The following is a 21,691-nucleotide window of genomic DNA, read 5'->3' on the forward strand; positions in this document are numbered from 1 at the left end:
ATGCAGGCTTAATTCGGGTTATAGCCACTCCCCTTGCTGCCGTTACTACGTACCCGGTACACAGGTTGTCTGGCTTAAACCATATATGACAACATGAAGACTTATCCTAACAGCCAATATAACCATTATTTCAAGAAGGGGGTGACATGAGGAAAATCTTTTCGTTTTTTCGGCATTTCATCATCTCAGCTATCCTGAATTTTAGCTCACCAACTAATCCAATCTCATGGAGGCGAAACGTATGATTCGTAAACCGCTAGTTTTGTTGTTGTCGTGTCTGTTAATCTTTGTCACCCTGCCCGTGGAATCAAGCCATGCAGCAAATGCAGCCGTTGCCAAACTTCCTGGAAACTCTAATCCCCTCATCGATCATAAACTGGGAGCCGATCCTTATGTGCTCGTCCATAACAATCGGGTCTATGTCTACATGACAGGTGATGCATATCTGTACAATAGTGACGGCTCTGTCCGAGAGAACCAGTACAGCACGATCGGGAAGATTAACGTCATCTCCTCAGCTGACATGGTGAACTGGACAGACCATGGTTCCATCCCGGTAGCGGGTGCGAATAATGCCAATAATGGACAAGGAATTGCCAAATGGGCTACTCAGTCCTGGGCTCCTGCCATGGCGAAGAAAACCATTGCTGGCAAAGAAAAGTTTTTTCTGTATTTTGCCAACTCGGGTGGAGGTATTGGCGTACTCACGGCTGATTCTCCTATTGGACCGTGGTCAGACCCAATCGGACGTGCCCTCCTGACTCACGGTACACCGGGTATGTCCGGCGTAACTTGGCTCTTTGATCCGGCTGTACTTGTCGATGATGATGGCTCTGCTTACTTGTATGCTGGAGGCGGCATTCCGAACGATACCAACGCTGCTTCCATTGCCAATCCCAAAACAGCTCGGGTCATTCGTCTCGGTGCCGACATGACCAGCGTGGTGGGCAGTGCGGTTACTATTGATTCTCCTTATATGTTCGAAGATTCTGGCATCCACAAGTATAACGGCAAATATTACTACTCCTACTGCATCAACTTCGCGGGAACACATCCCACGGCATATCCGAAAGGTGAGATCGGATACATGGTTAGCGACAGCCCAATGGGGCCTTTCACGTATAAAGGACACTTTCTGAAAAATCCCGGCACGTTCTTCGGGGTAGGCGGCAATAACCACCATGCCGTGTTCCAGTTCAACAACGAATGGTATGTGGCGTACCATGCACAAACGGTAAGTAAAGCATTCCTTGGGGATGGCAAAGGGTACCGTTCCACCCACATTAACAAGCTGACCCACAACGCGGATGGCTCCATCCAGGAAGTGCAGGGTAACATGACTGGTGTATCCCAAACGACCAACCTCAACCCGTATGTCCGGGTGGAAGCGGAAACCATTGGCTGGCAAGCAGGCATTAACACCGAGCCGAGTCAAGCGAGCGGTGGACCTGTAGCCAATCAGAATGTTACTAATATTCATAATGGAGATTGGATCGCGGTCGGCAATGTTGATTTTGGCTCAGCTGGAGCCTCCAAGTTCAAGGCTAATGTCGCTTCTACCGGAAATGGCAACATCGAGGTACGACTGGACAGTCCGACAGGTCCTCTGGCTGGAACACTTAATGTAAGCTCAACCGGCGGTTCGCAAACGTGGCGCGAGATGGAGACCAATGTAACCAACGCTACGGGCGTACATCGTTTGTATCTGGTGTTTACAGGCTCAGGTAATGGAAACCTGTTCAAACTGGATTACTGGCAGTTTACATCCGGTTCGGGCGGCAACCCCAACCCCAATCCTAACCCATCCGTTACTCGCATCGAAACGGAAAGCATGACACTTGGCGGTCAATATGCCGGTGTGATCAGCTCCCCTTTTAATGGAGTAGCGCTCTACGCCAACAATGATTATGCAGCATACAATCAATATTATGCTTTCCCAACCCATCATTTCTCTGTCCGCGGTGCTTCCAACAACAATGAGACGGCCCGTGTCGATCTTGTCATCGGGGGTGTAACGGCGGGTTCATTCTACTTTACCGGTACACAACCGACCGTACAGACCCTGTCGAACATCACACATGCTACAGGCAATCAGGAAGTCAAGCTGGTCGTAACAACGGATAATGGTACGTGGGATGCTTATATTGATTATCTTGAACACTCGCAATAACACAAAGGTCAAGATAGACTTGGGAGGACAAGTTATGTGGAAAAAAATCTGTACGCTTCTGCTCTCTCTTCCGTTACTTGTGGCATCGATGTCAACGACAAGTCCTACCGCTTCCGCATCAACGTTCAGCAATCCGGTCATTTATGCGGATGTTCCTGACAGTGATGTCATCCGGGTGGGCAATGCCTTCTATATGACCAGCACAACGATGCATATGAATCCGGGTGTACCTGTGATGAAGTCTTATGATCTAGTCAACTGGAGCATCGTAAACTATGTGTATGATACGCTTGGAAACGGGGATATACAAAATCTGAACAACGGACAAAACGAGTATGGGCGTGGTTCATGGGCGAGCAGCTTGCGGTACAACAACGGTATATATTATGTGGCCTTTGGCTCGCTTTCCACGGGCAAGACATATATTTACCAAACCAGCAATATTGAAACAGGGCCATGGACACCTTACACATTGAACAGTTATTATCATGACCCCTCCCTTATGTTTGACGGGAATCGAACCTTTCTTGTTCATGGCAGTGATAACATCAGTATCGTCGAGCTGACATCTGATGCCAAGGCCGTCAAGTCCGGCGGGCTGAGTCAGGTTCTGATTCCAAACGCAAGCAGCATAGCTGGCTCTAACATGATTGTAAAGGCAGAAGGAGCACACATTCAGAAGATCAATGGCATGTACTATGTATTCCTGATTGCCTGGCCTTCAGGTGATGGCCGCATTCAGCTTGCCTATCGTGCAAACACATTGACAGGGCCATACACAGGTAAAGTTGTACTACGAGACTCGGGCATTGCCCAAGGAGGTATCGTGGATACCGCATCCGGTGCATGGTACGGCTTGCTGTTCAGAGATAGCGGGGCTGTTGGACGCATTCCCTATCTCGTGCCGGTGACATGGTCCGATAACTGGCCTGTGTTTGGGGTGAACGGCAAGGTTCCCCTGAACATGAATATGCCCGTTGAAGGTCAGCCTGCTGCCAAAATCTACGGGTCCGATGAGTTCAACTCAACCACATCAGGCACACCCTCAGTAACGCAACTGTTAGTGAACGGCGGCTTTGAGGAGAGCAGCATTCAGCCCTGGACCAGCAACAATACGGCGAACATCACCGTAACAAATGCCGAAGCTTTTGGCGGTTCCAAAAGCCTGCTCGTCAGCGGCAGACAGCAGACAGCAGGCGGTGCCAAACAGATGATTACAGGCAAGCTGGTACCGGGAGGAACGTACTCTTTTTCGGCTAAGATCAAATACACGACTGGTCCTGCAACCAAAACGTTTAATCTTAGCATCCAGAATGGTGCAAGTTATACCGGAATTACCATTATGGGCAGTGCGACGCTTACCCGCGGACAGTGGGGTACCATTCAAGGTACGTATACCGTTCCGTCGAATACCGACCTGTCCCAAAGCTTTATTTTTGTGGAAACACCGTATAACTTGAATCCGGACCCGACCAATGATCTGATGGCGTTTTATGTGGATGACGTCTCCCTGACGAGCAATTCATCTACCGGCACATCCAGTCTGGCTCCATACTGGCAGTGGAATCATAACCCCGATACTGCCAACTGGTCCCTGCTCCAGCGGCCCGGTTTTATGCGGTTAACTGCAGGCAAAATCAGCAAAAACCTGTTGGAAGCCCGCAACACGCTGACACAACGAACCTTTGGTCCAAAAAGCACAGGCATTACCGCTTTGGATACAGCAGGCATGAAGGATGGTGATTATGCTGGACTTGCTGCTTTTCAGGCCAGATATGGTTTGGTCGGCGTAAAAATGACGGGCAGCACCAAATCCATCGTTATGGCTAATGCCAGTTCTGGCACAATGACTGAAGTAGCAACTGTGCCATTAAACCAGAACAGAATCTATCTTCGCGTCATCTGTGATTTTACGAACCAGACCGACAAATCCTACTTTGCTTATAGCCTGAATGGCAGCAACTGGACAACCATTGGCAATACACTTCAAATGTCTTACACCCTGCCACACTTTATGGGATACCGGTTTGCACTATTCAATTATGCAACAAAGTCTACCGGAGGATATGCAGATTTTGATTATTTCCGCGTAGAATAAATGTAGTTTTATTCGGTTATTAATTTTTCGTTTATTGATCAGGACCTGTAACTTCACCATGTGTGGAGCCGGGTCCTTTAGTACATTTCTTATGAAGATCTTCCTCTTTGTAACTTCAAAAAGCCCGGAACTGTTTTATATAACGCATGTATCCTTCAGCACTTCGGTTAATCTCTTCATCCGTAGCCTGGAACGAGGCACCATAGAGTGCATAATGCGGCAGCGCCTGAGCCCCTACATGATTCATACTTGCTATGAAAGGTGCCACAAGTTCCTCAACGCTATAACCGATAGAACCATCTTTCGCATAATTCTCCTGCTTATCCCCTATGGACATCGCTAGTCCTATCCGTTTTCCCTTCAACTGATTGCCCTTCGATCCGTACGCCCATCCATGGGTGAACACGTCATCAAACCATTTTTTCAGCAACGGTGGATAACTGTACCAATATAACGGGAACTGCAACATAATATGATCATGCGTCTCCAGTAGCTCTTGTTCTCGGGAGACATCAATCTTCCAATCGGGGTAGGTCGTATATAATTCGTGAAGAGCAATATTATCTGTATACTGCAGCAACTCCTCCTTCCAGCGACGATTGACTCTCGAACTTTCCATATCGGGATGTGCCAGAATAACAAGTGTTTTCATCATAAGTTCCTTTCTTCCCATCCAGGGTGTTGGTTTCTATATTTGGATATGGACCATTATCGATCACATCCAGTCAAAAGAAAATACACACAATGAAGTAAGATGCTTACCTCAAAGTGTGTATGGACTTCCGTGTCAGAACCATGAGAAAATAAATAGTTACACCCTATATAACACGTAAAATTTAACTTGAGGTGAATCAGGATATGAAACAATACAATCTGGGCATTGAAGCGACGCTCGAAATTATAGGTGGCAAGTGGAAAGCCTTGATCATCTGTTTATTGATGTCCGGAGTCAAGAGAACAGGCGAATTAGAGCGCAGCATCCCCGGCATATCGCAAAAAGTGTTAATTCAACAATTGCGCGAGCTGGAGCGGGACGGCCTTGTCACCAGACATGTCTACCAGCAGATGCCTCCCAAGGTGGAATACGGGCTTACAGAATATGGCGTTACCGCCAACACCATCGTGGATGTCATGTGTACTTGGGGAAGGGACAATATTGCTCTCAGACAGCAGCGGGGCGAAGATGTTGTATTGTTGGAGAACAACCAGCCCGAGTCTTGATTTCACAGTTGCACATCCTCCATACATTAAGTAGGACATATGTCTCTTTTTCCACGAAAACGTTTAAAAAACCTTTATATTCCAGACCAAATGATCGATATACAAAATGGGACACCTGAATATCCCTTGTTGAGCATTGGATTCACATCTCACAAATGCAACACGGGAGAACAGAATGATACATACGGTAGCGAGTAAGGGAAAAAGATAAGCTCTATCTGGTGAGATGGAAAGGGCTAACAAAGGAGAAGGAGAGTCATATGAAGGTACGAACGAGTCAAAGAGGAAAAACACGCAACATCTACATCAACTTGCTGTTATCTGTTCTGTTGTTGATTAGCAGCATCTCGCTGTGGCCGGTCTCAAAAGTGAACGCCGCAGATGAGGAACATCATCTGTTATCCCTGAACCGGCCTGTGTACAGTTCCTCATCTCTGGGGGGCAATACGGCAGACCATGTGGTTGACGGCAACAAAAACACCCGCTGGGAAAGTATATGGCAGCAAGATCCGCAGTGGATCTATGTTGACTTAGGCGCGGTGGCCTCCATCTCGGGCATCTCTATCCAGTGGGAAAATGCGTATGCTTCCGCCTTTGATCTGGAAGTATCCAACGACGAGGTCCATTGGCAGTCTGTTTACTCCACAACAAAGGGGCAAGGCGGCCTGAACGAGATTGAGGTCACAGCGGAGGCACGATATGTGCGTTTGTTCAGCCATCAAAGAGCACAGCAAGCCTATGGCATCTCTGTATACGAATTCAATGTATACGGGACGGGCGGAGCAAATCCACCTCCCAAACCAGCAGCCATGAACCTTGCACTTGGACAACCGGTTACCGCGTCTTCGGAAGAAATTGATGAGCCCAGCCGTTCAGCCGAGGATAAGGCCAAAATGGAAAAAGGGAATTACGAAGCCCGGAATGTAACGGATGGCAATCCCGATACACGCTGGTCTTCCATCTACAAGGATCAGGAATGGATTGTTGTTGACCTTGGATTAAGCCGGGAAATCGGGAACGTATCCTTGCAATGGGAAAACGCTTTCGGACGTGCATACGATATTCAAGTATCCAATGATGCACAGCAATGGACTACATTGTACCGGGAACTGCACAGCGACGGTGGACGGGACGAAATTCCGGTATACGCCGAAGCACGGTATGTGAAATTGGCCGGACTTGGCAGAGGAACAACCAACGGATACTCCCTGTACGCCTTAGATGTCTACGAGTATATCGAAGGCGATGCCAAACCTGTGCATACCATTCCGAATATCCCTGAACCGTCCTCGGTACAGGTGGGTTCCGGCAGTTACGCTGTAAATGACATCACGATGCTGCAGCCGAAGAACCCGAAAAATCGTACATCTGATATTACGGCGCCTCTCCCTTCCAATGACTGGTGGCAGTCTATTCTTGTATCCGATCTGGGGGATGGCAACAGTCTGGTCACACTCCCGCTCAAAAGCAGATATACCAAACAAGGACTTCAACTTCTGAATCCCGGAGCTGGTTACGTTTCGGCTAATGGCGGTTCTATGGACGCTGACGGGGAACCGGATCTGATCATGACCACCAGCAATATGAATCCGGCGGAGGTCAATACCAAGGTGGCGGGATACGGGGATTATTCTGCAACGATCATCATGAGTGATGATGACACGGCCAAAATGAACACCACGTTTGTGAAGGGTTCCCCTTTCCTGTACAACACCTTCGATAACCCGGATACCATTATTGTTCGTTCGCCCAACATCACACGTCTCTTCGATGATCAGAACCGTGAAATTGTTCTGAAGGATGGAGAATCGCTGACGGCCGATCATATCGGCGTTGAAATAACCAATCAGGACAGAGCGCCCAAGCCTCAGACCTTTACAAGAAATTACGGGATCTTTGCACCTGAAGGAACCGTATTTATGAAACTTGGCAATACGCTCAAGATCAAGCTGGGCCAGAGCGAAAACTATCTGTCACTGGCTACCCTGTCGTCCGCGGCAGAGCTGCCTTATTATTACCAGCATGCCTACGCCTTTGTTACCGATACACAAGTGGACTACAAATATAACGAGAGCACTTCACTGGTAACGACTAACTTCAACTCGGTAACCCAGACGAAACGGGCAGGCTTTTCCTCCGAGACACTCATGGCCTTGTTTCCGCACCAATGGAAACTGGCGACTACTCCATTAACGGAGCTTGCTTACCCTTCCATTCGCGGCATGATGAAAGTAAGTGAAGGCAATACGTTTACGACACAGGATCGATTCTATGGCATTATTCCGCAGTTTGTAGAGCCGGATGATCCGACCTACTCGCGTGCACAATTAATCAGCTATCTGGATCAGCTTGACGCGGATACGGCAGGCAATCTGATGAGCGAGGATCCTTACTGGCAAGGGAAAAAGCTTCATCCGCTTGCGCTGGGTGTACTTATCAGCGACCAGATCGGAGATACGGTGCGACGAGACCACTATCTGTCCCTGCTTCGAAACATTTTGACAGATTGGTATACTTATTCGCCGGATGAACCTTTGCACTCGTATTATTTTTATTATTCGGATGAATGGGGAACCATTTTCCCTTACGGTAGTGGATTTGGTGTTAATACCGGATTGACAGATCATCATTTTACCTACGGCTATTATGTTTTTGCATCGGCTGTGCTGGCCACATATGACCAGACATTCTTGCAAGATTACGGCGACATGGTTGACCTTCTGATTCGGGACTACGCCAATCCTTCACGGACAGATGATCAGTTTCCAAGGCTTCGCAATTTTGATGCGTACGCAGGCCACTCCTGGGCAGGTGGTTACGCCGATAATCGCAGCGGGAATAACCAGGAGGCGGCAGGTGAAGCCCTCTTTAGTTGGGTCGGCCAATATATGTGGGGTGAGGTGACAGGCAACAAAGCCTATCGCGACACCGGGATCTGGGGCTTCGTGACCGAAGAGAAGGCTGCCGAGCAATACTGGTTTAACTATGACGGGGATAACTGGCTGGAGGATTACCCACATGCTACGGTAGGTCATGTCTACGGCAGCGCCTACCTGTATGGAACGTACTTCTCGAATGAGGCCGAGCACATTTACGGTATTCACTGGCTGCCACCAGCGGAATGGATGACCTATTATGGACGTGATCCGCAGAATACTAAGGCTCTCTACAATGGTCTCATCAAGGATCTGGGCGGTCAGCAGGAACGCACATGGCAGCATATTATTTGGCCGTTCCAGTCCATTGGAGACCCGCAAGGTGCTCTAGCCAAATGGAATACGAGCGAGATGCAGCAAAATGAAGTCTTTAACGCGTACTGGTTCATGCACAGCATGGCTTCTACGGGAACACGCACGATGGATATATGGGCAGATGATCCGGCAGCAACCGTGTATGAAAAAGACGGCGTCTATACAGCGCAAATCTGGAATCCGTCCGACACTGTCAAAACAGTGCATTTCTACAATGCCAATGGCGCTTTGGGTTCGGCTACCGTTTATGCCAAAGCGCAAGTAAAGGTTAACCCGCTGGAACATTCCGTTGTTCAACAGCCGGATGCCTCTCAGGGTGTAGTCTATCTCGATCGGAGCCAATGGACCATTACGGCGTCCTCCAGTTCGGAGCCGGTAGAGCGCATGGTCGACGGTGATCTGACTACACGCTGGTCATCCGGACAGCTTCAGAAGCCCGGCGATTGGCTGCATATTGATCTGGGAAGCGAACAGTCTATGGATACGGTATTCATGAACTCCGGCAACAACGGCGGTGATTATGCTCACGGGTACGAAATCTACGTATCCAAAGATAACGAGAACTGGGGCCAGCCTATCGCAGAGAGCGCTGGAACATCTCCAAGTCTGTCCGTGGAATTAGGCATGCAAACCGCCCGTTATGTCAAGATTGTATTGACTTCCTCTGCGGACAGCTGGTGGTCGATCTCTGAACTCAAGCTTGCCCGTTTTGGCAAACTTGAAGCAACACCGGAGTTCCCACAGCCCATACCGCTTCCAGATCGCTCTTCATGGATCGTAACCGCCTCCTCTACTCAAGGAGCCGTTGTGACAGCCAATATGCTGGATGGAAGTTCAGATACCCTATGGACAAATGGGAGGAAACAAATCGAAGGACAATGGATTACCATTGACCTCGGCCAAAAGAGTTCTTTCGATGCCATAGAATTGGACCCGGGTCATGCGAAAGAAGACTATCCGAGACAGTATCGGATTTATGTCTCGGATGACGGTGAACACTGGGGCACGTCCATTGCAGGCGGCGAAGGCACGCCTGGACGCACGTCCATCACCTTCCCTGAACAGCAGGCACGTTATGTTAAGGTAGTGCAGACCGGGGATTCCGATCAATGGTGGTCGATCTCCGAGTTGTTTATTCATCATAATGGAACGGGCAAACAAAAACTTTTGCTGCCAGACGGCTGGTCCGTGATCACTTCCACTGGAGACGATGCATCGGCTATAGTCGACGGCTCGGACCAAACACGCTGGACCTCCGGTCAGACTCAAACAGGCGGCGAATGGATTCAACTTGATCTGGGAACCTCGCAGTCAGTGAATCGGATTGTGCTGGACAGCGCGCACAGCCGGGAAGACTTTGCTCGCGGTTATGAAGTATATACCTCCCTGGATGGAGAGCATTGGGGAGATGCCCTGGCTTCGGGTGAAGGATCAGATTCGATGGTTTCTATCCCCTTTGCAACGCAAGAGGCACGTTATATTAAGGTCGTACAGACGGGTACTGCTTCTCATTGGTGGTCCGTGGCTGAATTCGAGGTCTATACCGCTGATCAGACACCATGGATATCCGGGGAACAGGATCATCTGCTACCTGCTGAACTGGATCGAACATCATGGACAGCGACTGCCTCCACCTCTGAAGATGTTGCGGCGATGCTAGACGACGATCTGAACTCACGCTGGACCTCTTCATCTGGTCAACATGCCGATCAATGGGTTCAGATTGATCTGGGAAGCAAGCAGAGCTTCAGTCGCTTGACCATGGATTCGGGCAGCAGCAGTAACGATTATGCTCGCAGTTTCCAGTTCTTCACTTCTGATGATGGCGAGCACTGGAATGGGGTTACGGAAGCCCTGGGAACAGGACCTGCCATCTCACAAACGTTCTCTAAACAAACGGCGCGATACATCAAAATTGCTTTGACCGCGGACACTCCCGAGTGGTGGTGGTCCATTGCCGAGTTAAAACTTTACCATTAATGTCATCACGATCTGTTCAACCACCTCTCTCCCGTTCTTGCGGGACAGAGGTGGTTTTTCTATGCCAAGGATGAAGCATACCTCATTCAAACTTCATGTTCCATACATCACCTCTGTAGTAAGATATAGATTAATGTATATTCACTACATTCTAATCGATAAGGAGGGCTTCATTTGAAAAATATAATTGTCTTCGGGGCGAGCAAAGGATTGGGTGACGCATTCGTTAGAGGCGTGCCACAGTCCGGTGATAAAGTCTGGGTGGTCTCCCGCAGCAAGCCGGAAAGTCTGAATGTGGAGGATGGCGTTCAGCGAATATGGATTCAGGCCGATCTTTCCGAACTTCAAGCCGCGGAGCATATTGCCAGCCAGCTTCAAGGCGAGACGTTGGATGTGCTTATTTATAACGTGGGGATCTGGGAGAAGGAAGGATTTGAAGAGCACTATACGTTTGATCGGGATGAACCCGCAGATATCAGTCAGCTAATTCATGTGAATGTGACCTCAACGATTGTATGTATACAGGCTTTACTGCCTCATCTTCGCCAGTCAGAGGCAGGCAAGATCATCCTGATCGGTTCAACAGCCGGTTTGAGCAATGCAGGCAACAGCCAGGTTTCATTTGTCGCCTCCAAATTTGCCATACGGGGTGTTACGGAAGCTTTAAGAGAGCATACGAGAGAGGACCGCATCGCGGTGACATGTATTAACCCGGGAGAACTGGCGGCAGAGATTCCTTATGAAGACGGAATGGAACGTGCACTCGCCGAGTATGATGGGACCCGCATTCCCCTCCAGGATATGGTCGCCATCGTTCGATGTATCATCAGCTTGTCCAAAGCGGCCTGCGTGAAAGAGATCAACATACCCGCATTAACGGATACGAACACCTAGATAGCAATGACATCTACACGCCTCAATCGGTCGGTTCACCTGAGTGCGCTCTGTATACACACGATGGACAGACGCCCGTTTACATTAATACATGCGATAAGTGCGCAATACCTATAGAATTCAGGCGTTCATGCTCAGGGATATTTTCATATAACAAATTCGACTTTCCTGCCTTGGCCAGGTGATCACGCATAGCGGCAATCCGTCCTTTGTTCACATCAATATAACGAAAATCGATTTGGCGCAAGTGCTCCAGCTCGGTCAGTCCAGCAAAAGAATTGGCCTTGAGCGCCGTATTCATCTCTTTTAGTTCAATAGATTCCAAAGTGCCGGCTGTCCATAGATGTTCGGTATCCCGCAACGATTTCATATAGTCCAGTTCGAGCTGTCTGAGGCAGGTCATCTGGGAAAAGTCGCATAACTGCTCCAACTTGGGCAAGGACAGATGCAGATATTCCAGCCCGCGCATCTGTTCGAGTCCCTGAATGCTTGTCAGTTTGCGAACAGAGCTGAGCTTCAACATCGAGATGGTCGACTCTGTCAATACATCCAATCCCCCTTTTAACTCACAGTGATCCAGGGATAGATACTGAAGCATGGGCAGTTCCGCCAATACATCAGCACTTTCGACCGTGCAGTTCAGAATGAGCGTATGCAGTTGGAGGCATGCCGCAATGGAAGCAAATCCGTTGAATTTGCCACGCAGTTCAAGAAAGGTCAATCGTTTGTAGTGTTTAATAAAATCGAGCCCAGTCGCCTTTGCAGGTGAATTCAATCTTAGAAACTGCAGTTGCTCCATCGCACCCAGTATCGTCAAATCCTGTGCCTGCGAAAGATCAAGCTGCAAGGCAGACACATGTTTCAACTGTGCCAGTCGCCCCAAAAATCCGGATGAATATACCCCTTTAGGGTCCGTATGTGATATATGTAGGATCAGATCCGGCCGGGCAAAGAATACTTTGACATCGAGCTCGGCAAGGTCCTCGTATGTATCCGCGTCAACGCGAAAATGAACCGTTGCTCTGCGACGCAACAGATGCACCGCCTGGTGCATCTTTTCGGCATTCCATGGAACCCCCTGTATTGATGCATGCCATAACTCACTCACAGATAATCCCCCTTTTCCACCCATAGTTCCAAGTCATTCCATTATAAACAAGATCGCCTGGATGAACCACCACCGATCCCCGTTTTTTCATTCCTTTCCTCTTTTTTCGTTTCTTCCCTTTCATCCTTCTCATACTCATGCCTTTCCTTTAAGTTGCTTTCAGGATTATTCGACAGAAATCTACATAAAACTATAGATCATACCGACATATAACTTAGGCGTTTTGAGCTTTTTAATAATCATCTGGGGAGATGGAATATGTCGAACATGTTGAACAAGTGGGGGAAAACGGGAGCACGGACATCCAGTATGGCAAATACGTTGTCCATTGTGCTGCTCGTCATTATCGTAGTTGTCTTTGCCGTGCTGGGAACATTTATGTTTGCAAGCACACGAAACATTCTGGTGAAACAGCAGGAATCCATGCTCCAGACCAAGACACAAGCCATTGTTAGTGAATTTGATGCACTATTCAAGGAAAAGGGCGCACTGGTCAAGCAAATGTCCACCAACACATTATTTCAGCAATACATAGAAACAACAGCATCTGCTGCGGATGCGAAAAGTTCAACCTACGCTGCGGAAACACAGGCAACACTCGCCGCTATCGTTAAGGCAGAGCCTTCGTTTGCCGATGCCTGGGTCGCCGGTCTGGATGGAAAAGGATTTTGGATTCAAAATGATGGTGTCGTATCTGCACCGGACTTCGATATCCAGTCGCGTCCATACTACAAGCCGGTTACCACCGCAGACGGACTTTATTTCTCCGATCCGTACATTGATATTGCAGCAGGCAATGTACTTATGGGTATCTTTTATCCGATCAAAGACGACAACAACAACACGATCGGCTTTGCCGCAGCGGATATTGCATTTAAGGATATTCCGGCGATTATGGAGAGTTATTCCCTTGGAAGCACGGGCTATTCCATGTTGCTGTCCAAGAGCGGGGAAATTCTGTACCATCCGGATCAAGAGAAGGTTTTGAAGGAGAACATCCTGGACAGTACGGGGGACATGGGGGACATCGGCAAGAAAATGCTTGCCGGTGAAAACGGCGTACAGCTTATGAACGACAATGGGGAACGTCGTTATATCGGCTACGCTACCAGCAAGGATACGGGATGGTCCGTTGGTCTGACCATATCCGAAGAAGAAGTTCTCGCAGAATTAAAAACGTTCACGTGGATTACGCTTGGCGGTTTTGCTGCAGCTACCCTTCTACTTGTGATTATCTGTTACATTACCCTTCGCCGTCTGTTACGCTCCATACCACAGCTGCTGGCTAAGATTAAACAGATTGAACAAGGTGATCTGACTGTCCAACTGGATATCAAATCTAATAATGAAATTGGACAGATCGCTACAGGCTTGAATTCCATGGTACAGAAAATTCAGGTCATGCTGCAAATGGTCGGCAGCTCGGCGCAAATCCTGAACCAGTCGTCGAATGATCTGCAAGCCATCTCCTCTCGAACAGCTGTGACCATGAATGACACATCAACAGCCATCAACGAGATTGCTAATGCAACGAATTATCAGTCCATCGAAACGGAAAATATTTTACGAAAAACAGGCTCTTTATCCAGCCAAATCGATGAAATTGCTACCGATGCGCAGGCTATGGGATCGGTCGTGCAGACATCTGCTGATCAGAGCAGCCAAGGACTTGCGGTCGTGGAACAATTATCGAAATGGTCCGAGGAAAACCATCAGTCCACCCAAGCAATGTCCTCTATTATCCAGGAGATTGACCTGAGTCGGAATGAAATATCCAGTTTTGTGGATACAGTCAAACAGATTGCCTCTCAGACGAACCTGCTCGCACTGAATGCCTCCATTGAAGCTGCACGTGCTGGCGAACATGGAAGAGGATTTGCCGTCGTTGCCGAAGAGGTCCGCAAACTTGCAGAACAGACGGCTCAGGCAACAGAGGAAATCAACAAAAAGGTGAATGTTATTGAAGAGAAAACAACCCTTTCGGTTGAACATACCATGCGCGGTATGAAGATTGCGGAGGAGAATGCCAAATCCGTAGAAGATACCAAACATGTATTCTTCAGTATTAACAAAGACCTGAAAGATCTGCAGCAACGTATGATGCAGATTACCACTAATACCGCCAATGTACACAAACACAAAGATGAGATATTCCAGGCACTGGAGATTATCTCCTCCACCACAGAGGAGAACTCGGCATCAACGGAAGAAGTAAGCGCCAGCACGCAAGATCAGCTGGATAGTATCGAACAGGTAGCTGATCTGTCGAAACAGTTGAACCAGCTATCTGGCAAACTGCAAGACGAACTAAGCCAGTTTAAAGTAAAGTCATGATCTGCAAGCTTTCACCCGCTCTTCTCTTTTAGTCGCTGTCCATTTATTATTAATGAATATGCGTACGAAGAGGATTGGAGGCTGAATCATCATCATGAACTTTGCCAAACGAATGGATCATTTCAATGAAGGAATTTTCACCCGGTTGCTGGAGATCAAACGCCGCAGACTGGAGAACGGGCAGCCCGTTATTGATCTCAGTGTGGGTACGCCGAATATCCCACCTGCGCAGCATATTATAACTGCACTATGCGAGGCCGCTGCAGATCCGGCTAATTATATATATGCTGTGAATGATCAGAGTGAGTTGCTGCAAGCTACAAGCGATTGGTACAAGCAGCGTTATCAGGTCGAGTTAGACCCGGCAACACAGATCTGTTCCTTGCTCGGTTCACAGGAAGGACTGGCACATATATCCCTCTCCATTGTCGATGAAGGTGATCTGGTGCTCGTCCCTGACCCCTGCTATCCCGTCTTTGCGGATGGACCGTTACTGGCAGGTGCAGAACTGTATTATATGCCGCAAAAAGAAGAAAACGGGTATGTTATTCAGCTTCAGGATATACCGGAAGATATCGCTCAACGAGCAAAATTCATGCTGGTCTCCTATCCCAACAATCCGACAACCGCGATGGCACCGGATCAGTTCTATCTTGACCTGATTGCCTTTGCGAAGAAGTATGATATTATCGTGCTCCACGATAACGCGTACAGCGAACTCGTATTTGACGGAAAGTCATGTGGAAGCTTCCTTGCGTTCCCTGGCGCCATGGACGTCGGTGTGGAATTCAATTCCCTGTCAAAAACGTACGGACTGGCAGGAGCTCGAATCGGCTTCTGTGTGGGCAATACAACCATGGTCTCCATGCTGAAAAAGCTAAAATCCAATATGGATTACGGGATGTTCCTACCGATCCAAAAAGCAGCAATTGCCGCCATTACCGGTGATCAATCGGAGGTTGAACGGGTCAGAGCTATATATGAACAACGTAGAGACATCCTCTGTGAGGGCTTCAGCCAACTCGGTTGGCCTATTGCCAAACCGGAAGCTACCATGTTTGTCTGGAGTCGCATTCCAGCTCACTACGACAGCTCAGAGCAATTTGCCATGGATCTGGTCACACATGCGGGTGTCATTGCAACCCCAGGTAGTGCCTTTGGTCCTTCAGGCGAAGGTTACGTTCGATTCGCGCTTGTTCAGGATGTTGAAGTACTGCAGCAAGCTGTGGAATCTGTCAATCACAGCGGGATACTGAAAACCAGCTAACAGGAACATCGTTAGTATGCGCTCAACCATCAATCCCCTCAAGGTCTACAGGGAGTATGAGCTTCACGTTTGATAACGTGATCTCTGCTTCTTGTAGACCAGAGGGGATTTTGTCATTTGGTGCAGGACCAGACATTCAATGGATAATGCTACTTGTGTTGTGCCTTCTAGGGTCCGACAAACCATCGATGAGGACCGGTTAAACGGATTTTTAAGCTGGTAGCTAAATGTTGAAAAGGCATAGCAAAAAGCCTGCTCGGGGAGCAGGCTTCCGGTTTCAACCATTTATACAGACTTTCGCCAGTTAGAACGATACATGAGATACAGGAAGTACGGTGTTCCAATGATCGCAATGAGTATGCCTGATGGAATCTCTGTCGGTGCCATGACGGTTCTGCCGATGGTATCAGCGAGCACCAGCATGACTGCACCCGCTAATGCGGATAGGAACATGGATCGTCTTAACTTATTCCCCGTCAGTAGCCGTACCATATGTGGTGCAATCAGGCCGATAAAACCAACGGTTCCTACGCAAGCAACAGCACCTGCTGCAAGTAATACACCAACTGTCATGGCTAATAATCGTGTACGACGTACTCCGAGACCAAGCCCGGATGCACTATTGTCGTCAAATACCAGCAGTTCGAATCTGCGTGCCAGCCACCAAGCCACCGGTACCAGAATAACTAAAAATAATCCGATAACCCTCACCTGTTCCCAGGTACGAGCATAGGTGCTTCCTGTCAGCCAGATATATCCGCTGCTACCGTATACCGCACCACGGACAATCAGAATCTGAATACCTGCTCCAGCAATGGCAGACATCGCGATCCCCAGTAACACAACCGCCGAAGGGTTCAGTCCTTTCTTCCAGGCGAGGGAGAACACCACCACTGCAGCAATGGCTGCACCGATGATTGCCGCAATTGGCAGCAAGTATATCGGAAGACCCGGCCATAAGATGATGACCATCATCGCTCCAAGCCCTGCACCTGAGGACACACCAACAATTGAAGCATCTGCCAGCGGGTTACGTACCGCCATCTGAATAAGCACACCACTAATTGCCAGTGCAGCTCCTGCACCTGCGGCAACAAGTGTACGCGGAATCCGAAGCTGAATTAGCGCGGAGAACAGTCCATCCGATTGGAACAGACTTGGTAACCAATCGGCCAGCGGAATTCGCATACCGCCAAACATCGTACTGAGCAAGATAAGCACGACCGTTATGACTGAGAATAATACAGCCATCGGGCCAAATGCAAAGCGACGCGCAGCTCCTCCTGTGCTCATTGAAGTAGACATGCCTGATCCGTTCGCAGCCTTCATGCGTGTAAGAACAAGCCAGATGAGCCACGGTGCACCAATAATCGCCATAACGGCACCCGTTGGCAGTTCCATGCTGGAGTTATGCACCATCTTGGCGAGGACATCTGCTCCAACCAGGAGCGCTGCGCCCCATATGAACACACCAGGTAAAAGTAATCGGTTAGAACGTACACCACTCAATCGAACCAGATGAGGTGCAACCAGTCCCACGAACCCAATCGGTCCGATTACACTGACAATCACGGCAGCCAGCAATACAGCAAGAATTAACCCTACTGCACGAGCCAATGTAACCTTTTGTCCCAAGGAAGAAGCCGTTGATTCATCCAGCTCCAGCATATCCCACTGTCTGGACAGGATTAACGTGAGAAGGGTAATCCCAACCACCCAAGGCAAAGCATAAAACACACCACTCCAGTCATTCTGGACAAGTGTTCCGGAGCCCCAAAGGAACAATCCTTGTGTCTCCATGGAGAAAAAAATATGTAATGCACTTGTAAATGAACCAAGCACCATTGATACAATCATACCGGACAACGCAAGTCGGACCGGGCTTGATGTTCGTCCGCCGCCCATGAAATAAGCCGCAAATGCTGCCAGCAAACCACCTAGTGCTGCGAAAAGAAAAGGCGACTGACTTAACACGCCTGGAAAAGCGATAGCTCCCAGCACCACCACAAAATACGCTCCTGCATTAATCCCCAGCGTATCTGAAGCAGCCAGTGGATTACGAGTAATCGTTTGCAGCAAAGCGCCCGCAACAGCCAGTGCGCCACCCGCAAGAATACCGATCACTGTACGCGGCATGCGCAAGTCCCAGACCATATTGTGCTCTAATGAATCCTGTCTGCCTGTAAGAGCGTCCCAAACGACATGCAAAGGAATGGATGCTTCTCCATAACACAGACTTACAAAAAAAAGCACGATGAGAGCGGTTAGACCGCCCCCATATATGCTTATTGTGCGCCAATTCATAGCAGGCTTAGATCCTTGAACCGAACTCATTTGGTAATCGCCTCGACTACCCCATCAACCAATACTTTGGAGGAGATCGGTCCACCAAAAGTCCATGTTGTGCTGGCCAGTTGATAGGTACGTTTGTCCTTCACGAAGTTCAGTCCGTTCCAAACCGAGTTATCTTTCATGGCTGTGCCAAAAACGTCATCGTCTGGTTGAGTAATATAAATGAAGTTACTGTCCTTAACAGCGGTCAACGACTCAATTCCTACTGTCGAGAAGCCGTAGTTTTCCAGTTTGTCCGGCTTCCAATCGTTCACCAGACCAATTTTGTCCAATGTACCGATAACAACCGAATTATCCGTAAACATACGCAGGCTGACTGCATTTTGATACGTGAATGCTTGAGTCAATGCAAAGTTGAAGTTCTCTTTACCTGCAGCAGCCAATTTTCCTTTGGCTTCTACATAGTGCTGATCGAGATCACTAAGAACTTGCTTAGCCTTGTCTTCTTTCCCAAGAGCTGTTGCAATGGTATTAAAGATCTCTGTCATTTTGTCATAATTATAGCCATCGCCATCATACGGATCGAATTCAATGGTTGGTGCGATAGCATTAAGCTGATCGTAGACCGCATTATTATTATCTGCGTTAGCAATGATCAGATCCGGCTTCAATGCAGCAATAGCTTCCAGATTCGGCTCACCGCGTGTTCCGATATCCGTTACACTATCATCCAGTGCTGCTTCGGATGTTACCCACACTTTATAGTTAGCGTTATCTGCATTACCTACTGGCTGAACCCCCAGGGCAACAACATCTTCCGTATATGTCCATTCAAGTGTAACAACACGTTCTGCTGGCTTGTCCAGCTTAAGCTCTCCACGTTTATGCTTCACGGTAACAGGACCTGCTGTCTCTTCAGCCGGAGCACTGCCCGAATTAGTACCTTGACTTGTGTCTGTTGTAGTCGTGGTTTTACCACAACCCGCCAAAACCAGCACAAATGCCAGCATGATCAACAGTCCGTTTAACCCTTTTTTCATATCTTGATCTCCCCTGTTTATATGTATTTATATGATAACAATTATCATTATCACTATTGGATTATGCCGTAGGAATGGATTTTTGTCAATGAAAAGTACCTTATTCCAACTCTTTTATGAAATAAAAAAAGGAAAAGGATAGCTCAACGGCCATCCTTCCCTTCGATTGCTGTCTGTTTACATTAACTCAACTGCATCGTAGTGATGCATGTATTATCATTTTCGTATGTAGACAATTGCGTTTCTGCAACCTTTCCATCTCGAACAATACGAATCAGATAGGTTCTGTCTCTTGGCACCCAAAAATCCATAAATCCGTTTGCACCAGACTTCATCACTTCATCTTTCATAAACGTGTTGCCTTGAGAATCGTGAATGGTAACACTGAATTCCTTATTGCTCATTTCCCCCTGACAACCGGTCAAGCTATGAATTGCACAGGGATGGGTCTGGTCCACATAGGGTGCAATGGAAAGGAAAAATTCGTTCTCAGGCAAATCATATGTAATGGTTTTTTCATCTTGATCGGTGACGATTAACTGTTTGGCATTAATGGAGGCAGATTCCGGTTTCTCTTTTCCTGTGCTGATATCTTCCACCAATTTTCGGATGTTGGGCGCATTGGCTGTACCCGCCTCTTCCTTGCCTGTATTGCTTGCAAACAGATAGGTTCCGATTACAATCACAACTGCAACACTTGCAATGATCCATATTTGTTTTTTCATCTGGAATCCATCTCCTCGTCCGTTTTCATTAAGTATAATGGAGAACGAAGCAATATGGACTTATACAACAAACAATTCACCAGATTATCACATTATTGGTACGAATCTTTTCGCATCATAGTTGATTGGTTCGAATGGTAGGCTGGGCTCTGGAAACGCAGAGAGCAGCGGTGAAGTCTATGCGCTTCATCGTCCCGCCACTCTCCAGTGCCTACTAGTTCAGACTATCTTGCTGGATAAATAGACTTATTGACTGGATAAAAGACATAAACTTTTATTTTTATGCTGACATAGACTATATTGAGAATCGGAATTAAGGAGTCAGTTTTAGAATGGTCACAGTGGTATTTAGATTGTTATGCAACTGTGCAGGAGTTGCATTCGCATTTACCAGCTGGATCGTCGTCGGAACCGTTGTTACCGTAACAATAACTTCAGCAGATATAGGTCCTCCTCCATTACCTGTGAAAGGCACAGGTGTTATGGGCGTTCCATTTACCGTGAGGTTGAAAGCTGCATCGCCCTGATTATGAATGCTAAAAGAGATCAAGTAACTTCCTGTTTCATTGATTGTTATCGTGGAGGACGGCGGCACGAATGTGAATGCACCTCCAACATTAGCCAAAACCCCGGTTAAAGTTATGGGTGAGTTGCCAGGTACTGTGTCTGTGCCTGTGCCAGGATCTGCTCGGAAAACACTTAGGAAATCGGATATTCCAGCCCCAACTGGACCGGCCGGACCTGTTGCTCCTGTTGCTCCTGCTGGACCTACTGGACCTACTGGACCCACTGCTCCGAGCGCCCCTGCTGGCCCGACTGGCCCTACTGGACCCACTGCTCCGAGCGCGCCTGCTGGCCCGACTGGCCCTTGTATACCCGGAATCCCTTGCAGTCCTTGTGGTCCCGGTATCCCTTGAGCGCCAGTTGCCCCTTTTGGACCTATCGGTCCTATTGGTCCAGAAATTCCTTGAGCGCCTTGCGGTGCATTAACCACAACCTTAGGTCTAACCTTTACCACCTTAACCTTAACTCGACAATGCATGCTTTGTTTAAATTTACGTCTACAAATGCGTTTTCCATGACGATTTAACAATCAACTCACCTCCGTGATATTTCTCCACATACTATGTGTATCCATCACGAGGGGCATAGACTATTAACTATAAATTAGAAAATTATAGTGCCTATAATGAGTAAATTGGTCTATGAATCCAGTCTATAACATAAATGCATAGACCAATTTTCAATATAATATGCAGATAAAAAAGCCAGTCGAACACGAGATAATCTCGATGTTTGACTGGCTTTTGC

13 protein-coding genes are annotated in these 21,691 nt (G+C 48.0%); 7 read left to right on the top strand and 6 right to left on the bottom strand.

All coding sequences use genetic code 11. From position 1 onward, the window contains the following. Positions 1-241 precede the first annotated feature (241 nt). Positions 242-2,170 (top strand): carbohydrate-binding protein, encoded by a 1,929-nt coding sequence (locus tag F0220_RS22040; RefSeq protein WP_105599835.1) that lies wholly within the window; start codon positions 242-244, stop codon positions 2,168-2,170. 34 nt (positions 2,171-2,204) lie between these two features. Beyond that, a complete protein-coding gene (locus tag F0220_RS22045) occupies positions 2,205-4,268 on the top strand; it encodes a beta-xylosidase family glycoside hydrolase (RefSeq protein ID WP_105599836.1) in 2,064 nt (687 codons plus the stop codon). Between the two features lie 115 nt (positions 4,269-4,383). On the opposite strand, the gene F0220_RS22050 is transcribed toward F0220_RS22045, so the two are convergent. Continuing rightward, positions 4,384-4,920, bottom strand: coding sequence for an NAD(P)H-dependent oxidoreductase (locus tag F0220_RS22050; RefSeq protein WP_105600024.1), 537 nt, complete (start codon positions 4,918-4,920; stop codon positions 4,384-4,386). A 206-nt stretch (positions 4,921-5,126) separates the two neighbouring features. On the opposite strand from F0220_RS22050, the gene F0220_RS22055 reads away from it, so the two are divergent. From F0220_RS22055 to F0220_RS22065, 3 genes are all read left to right on the top strand, one after another. Then, positions 5,127-5,489, top strand: coding sequence for a winged helix-turn-helix transcriptional regulator (locus tag F0220_RS22055; protein WP_091013671.1), 363 nt, complete (start codon positions 5,127-5,129; stop codon positions 5,487-5,489). 260 nt (positions 5,490-5,749) lie between these two features. Then, positions 5,750-10,720 carry a discoidin domain-containing protein gene (locus tag F0220_RS22060; RefSeq protein ID WP_105599838.1) on the top strand — a complete coding sequence of 1,657 codons (4,971 nt, stop codon included), beginning with the start codon at positions 5,750-5,752 and terminating at the stop codon, positions 10,718-10,720. A gap of 174 nt (positions 10,721-10,894) precedes the next feature. Beyond that, complete coding sequence (locus F0220_RS22065; protein WP_105599840.1) at positions 10,895-11,614, top strand: SDR family NAD(P)-dependent oxidoreductase; 720 nt, start codon at positions 10,895-10,897, stop codon at positions 11,612-11,614. Positions 11,615-11,693: 79 nt separating this feature from the next. Here F0220_RS22065 and F0220_RS22070 read toward each other — a convergent pair whose 3' ends face one another. Continuing rightward, entirely contained in the window at positions 11,694-12,722 is a 1,029-nt protein-coding gene (locus tag F0220_RS22070) for a leucine-rich repeat domain-containing protein (protein WP_105599841.1), read from the bottom strand. A 258-nt stretch (positions 12,723-12,980) separates the two neighbouring features. On the opposite strand from F0220_RS22070, the gene F0220_RS22075 reads away from it, so the two are divergent. Together F0220_RS22075 and F0220_RS22080 are read left to right on the top strand one after the other, a co-directional pair. Beyond that, on the top strand, positions 12,981-15,056 hold the full coding sequence (locus F0220_RS22075) for a methyl-accepting chemotaxis protein (RefSeq protein ID WP_179198420.1): 2,076 nt from the start codon (positions 12,981-12,983) through the stop codon (positions 15,054-15,056). Positions 15,057-15,150: 94 nt separating this feature from the next. Then, on the top strand, positions 15,151-16,323 hold the full coding sequence (locus F0220_RS22080; protein ID WP_105599843.1) for an aminotransferase class I/II-fold pyridoxal phosphate-dependent enzyme: 1,173 nt from the start codon (positions 15,151-15,153) through the stop codon (positions 16,321-16,323). A 285-nt stretch (positions 16,324-16,608) separates the two neighbouring features. Here F0220_RS22080 and F0220_RS22085 read toward each other — a convergent pair whose 3' ends face one another. The 4 genes from F0220_RS22085 to F0220_RS22100 form a co-directional block, all read right to left on the bottom strand. Continuing rightward, complete coding sequence (locus F0220_RS22085) at positions 16,609-18,657, bottom strand: iron ABC transporter permease (protein WP_105599845.1); 2,049 nt, start codon at positions 18,655-18,657, stop codon at positions 16,609-16,611. Continuing rightward, positions 18,654-19,655 carry an ABC transporter substrate-binding protein gene (locus tag F0220_RS22090; RefSeq protein WP_105599847.1) on the bottom strand — a complete coding sequence of 334 codons (1,002 nt, stop codon included), beginning with the start codon at positions 19,653-19,655 and terminating at the stop codon, positions 18,654-18,656. Before F0220_RS22090 ends, F0220_RS22085 begins: the two co-directional genes overlap by 4 nt. Positions 19,656-19,837: 182 nt before the next feature. Further along, a complete protein-coding gene (locus tag F0220_RS22095; protein WP_105599848.1) occupies positions 19,838-20,380 on the bottom strand; it encodes a CueP family metal-binding protein in 543 nt (180 codons plus the stop codon). Positions 20,381-20,693: 313 nt separating this feature from the next. Beyond that, positions 20,694-21,422: a collagen-like protein gene (locus tag F0220_RS22100; protein ID WP_105600025.1), complete on the bottom strand. Its 729-nt coding sequence runs from the start codon at positions 21,420-21,422 to the stop codon at positions 20,694-20,696. Positions 21,423-21,691: the final 269 nt, after the last annotated feature.

The sequence above is a fragment of the Paenibacillus sp. 37 genome (genome assembly GCF_008386395.1).
Lineage (GTDB): Bacteria > Bacillota > Bacilli > Paenibacillales > Paenibacillaceae > Paenibacillus > Paenibacillus amylolyticus_B.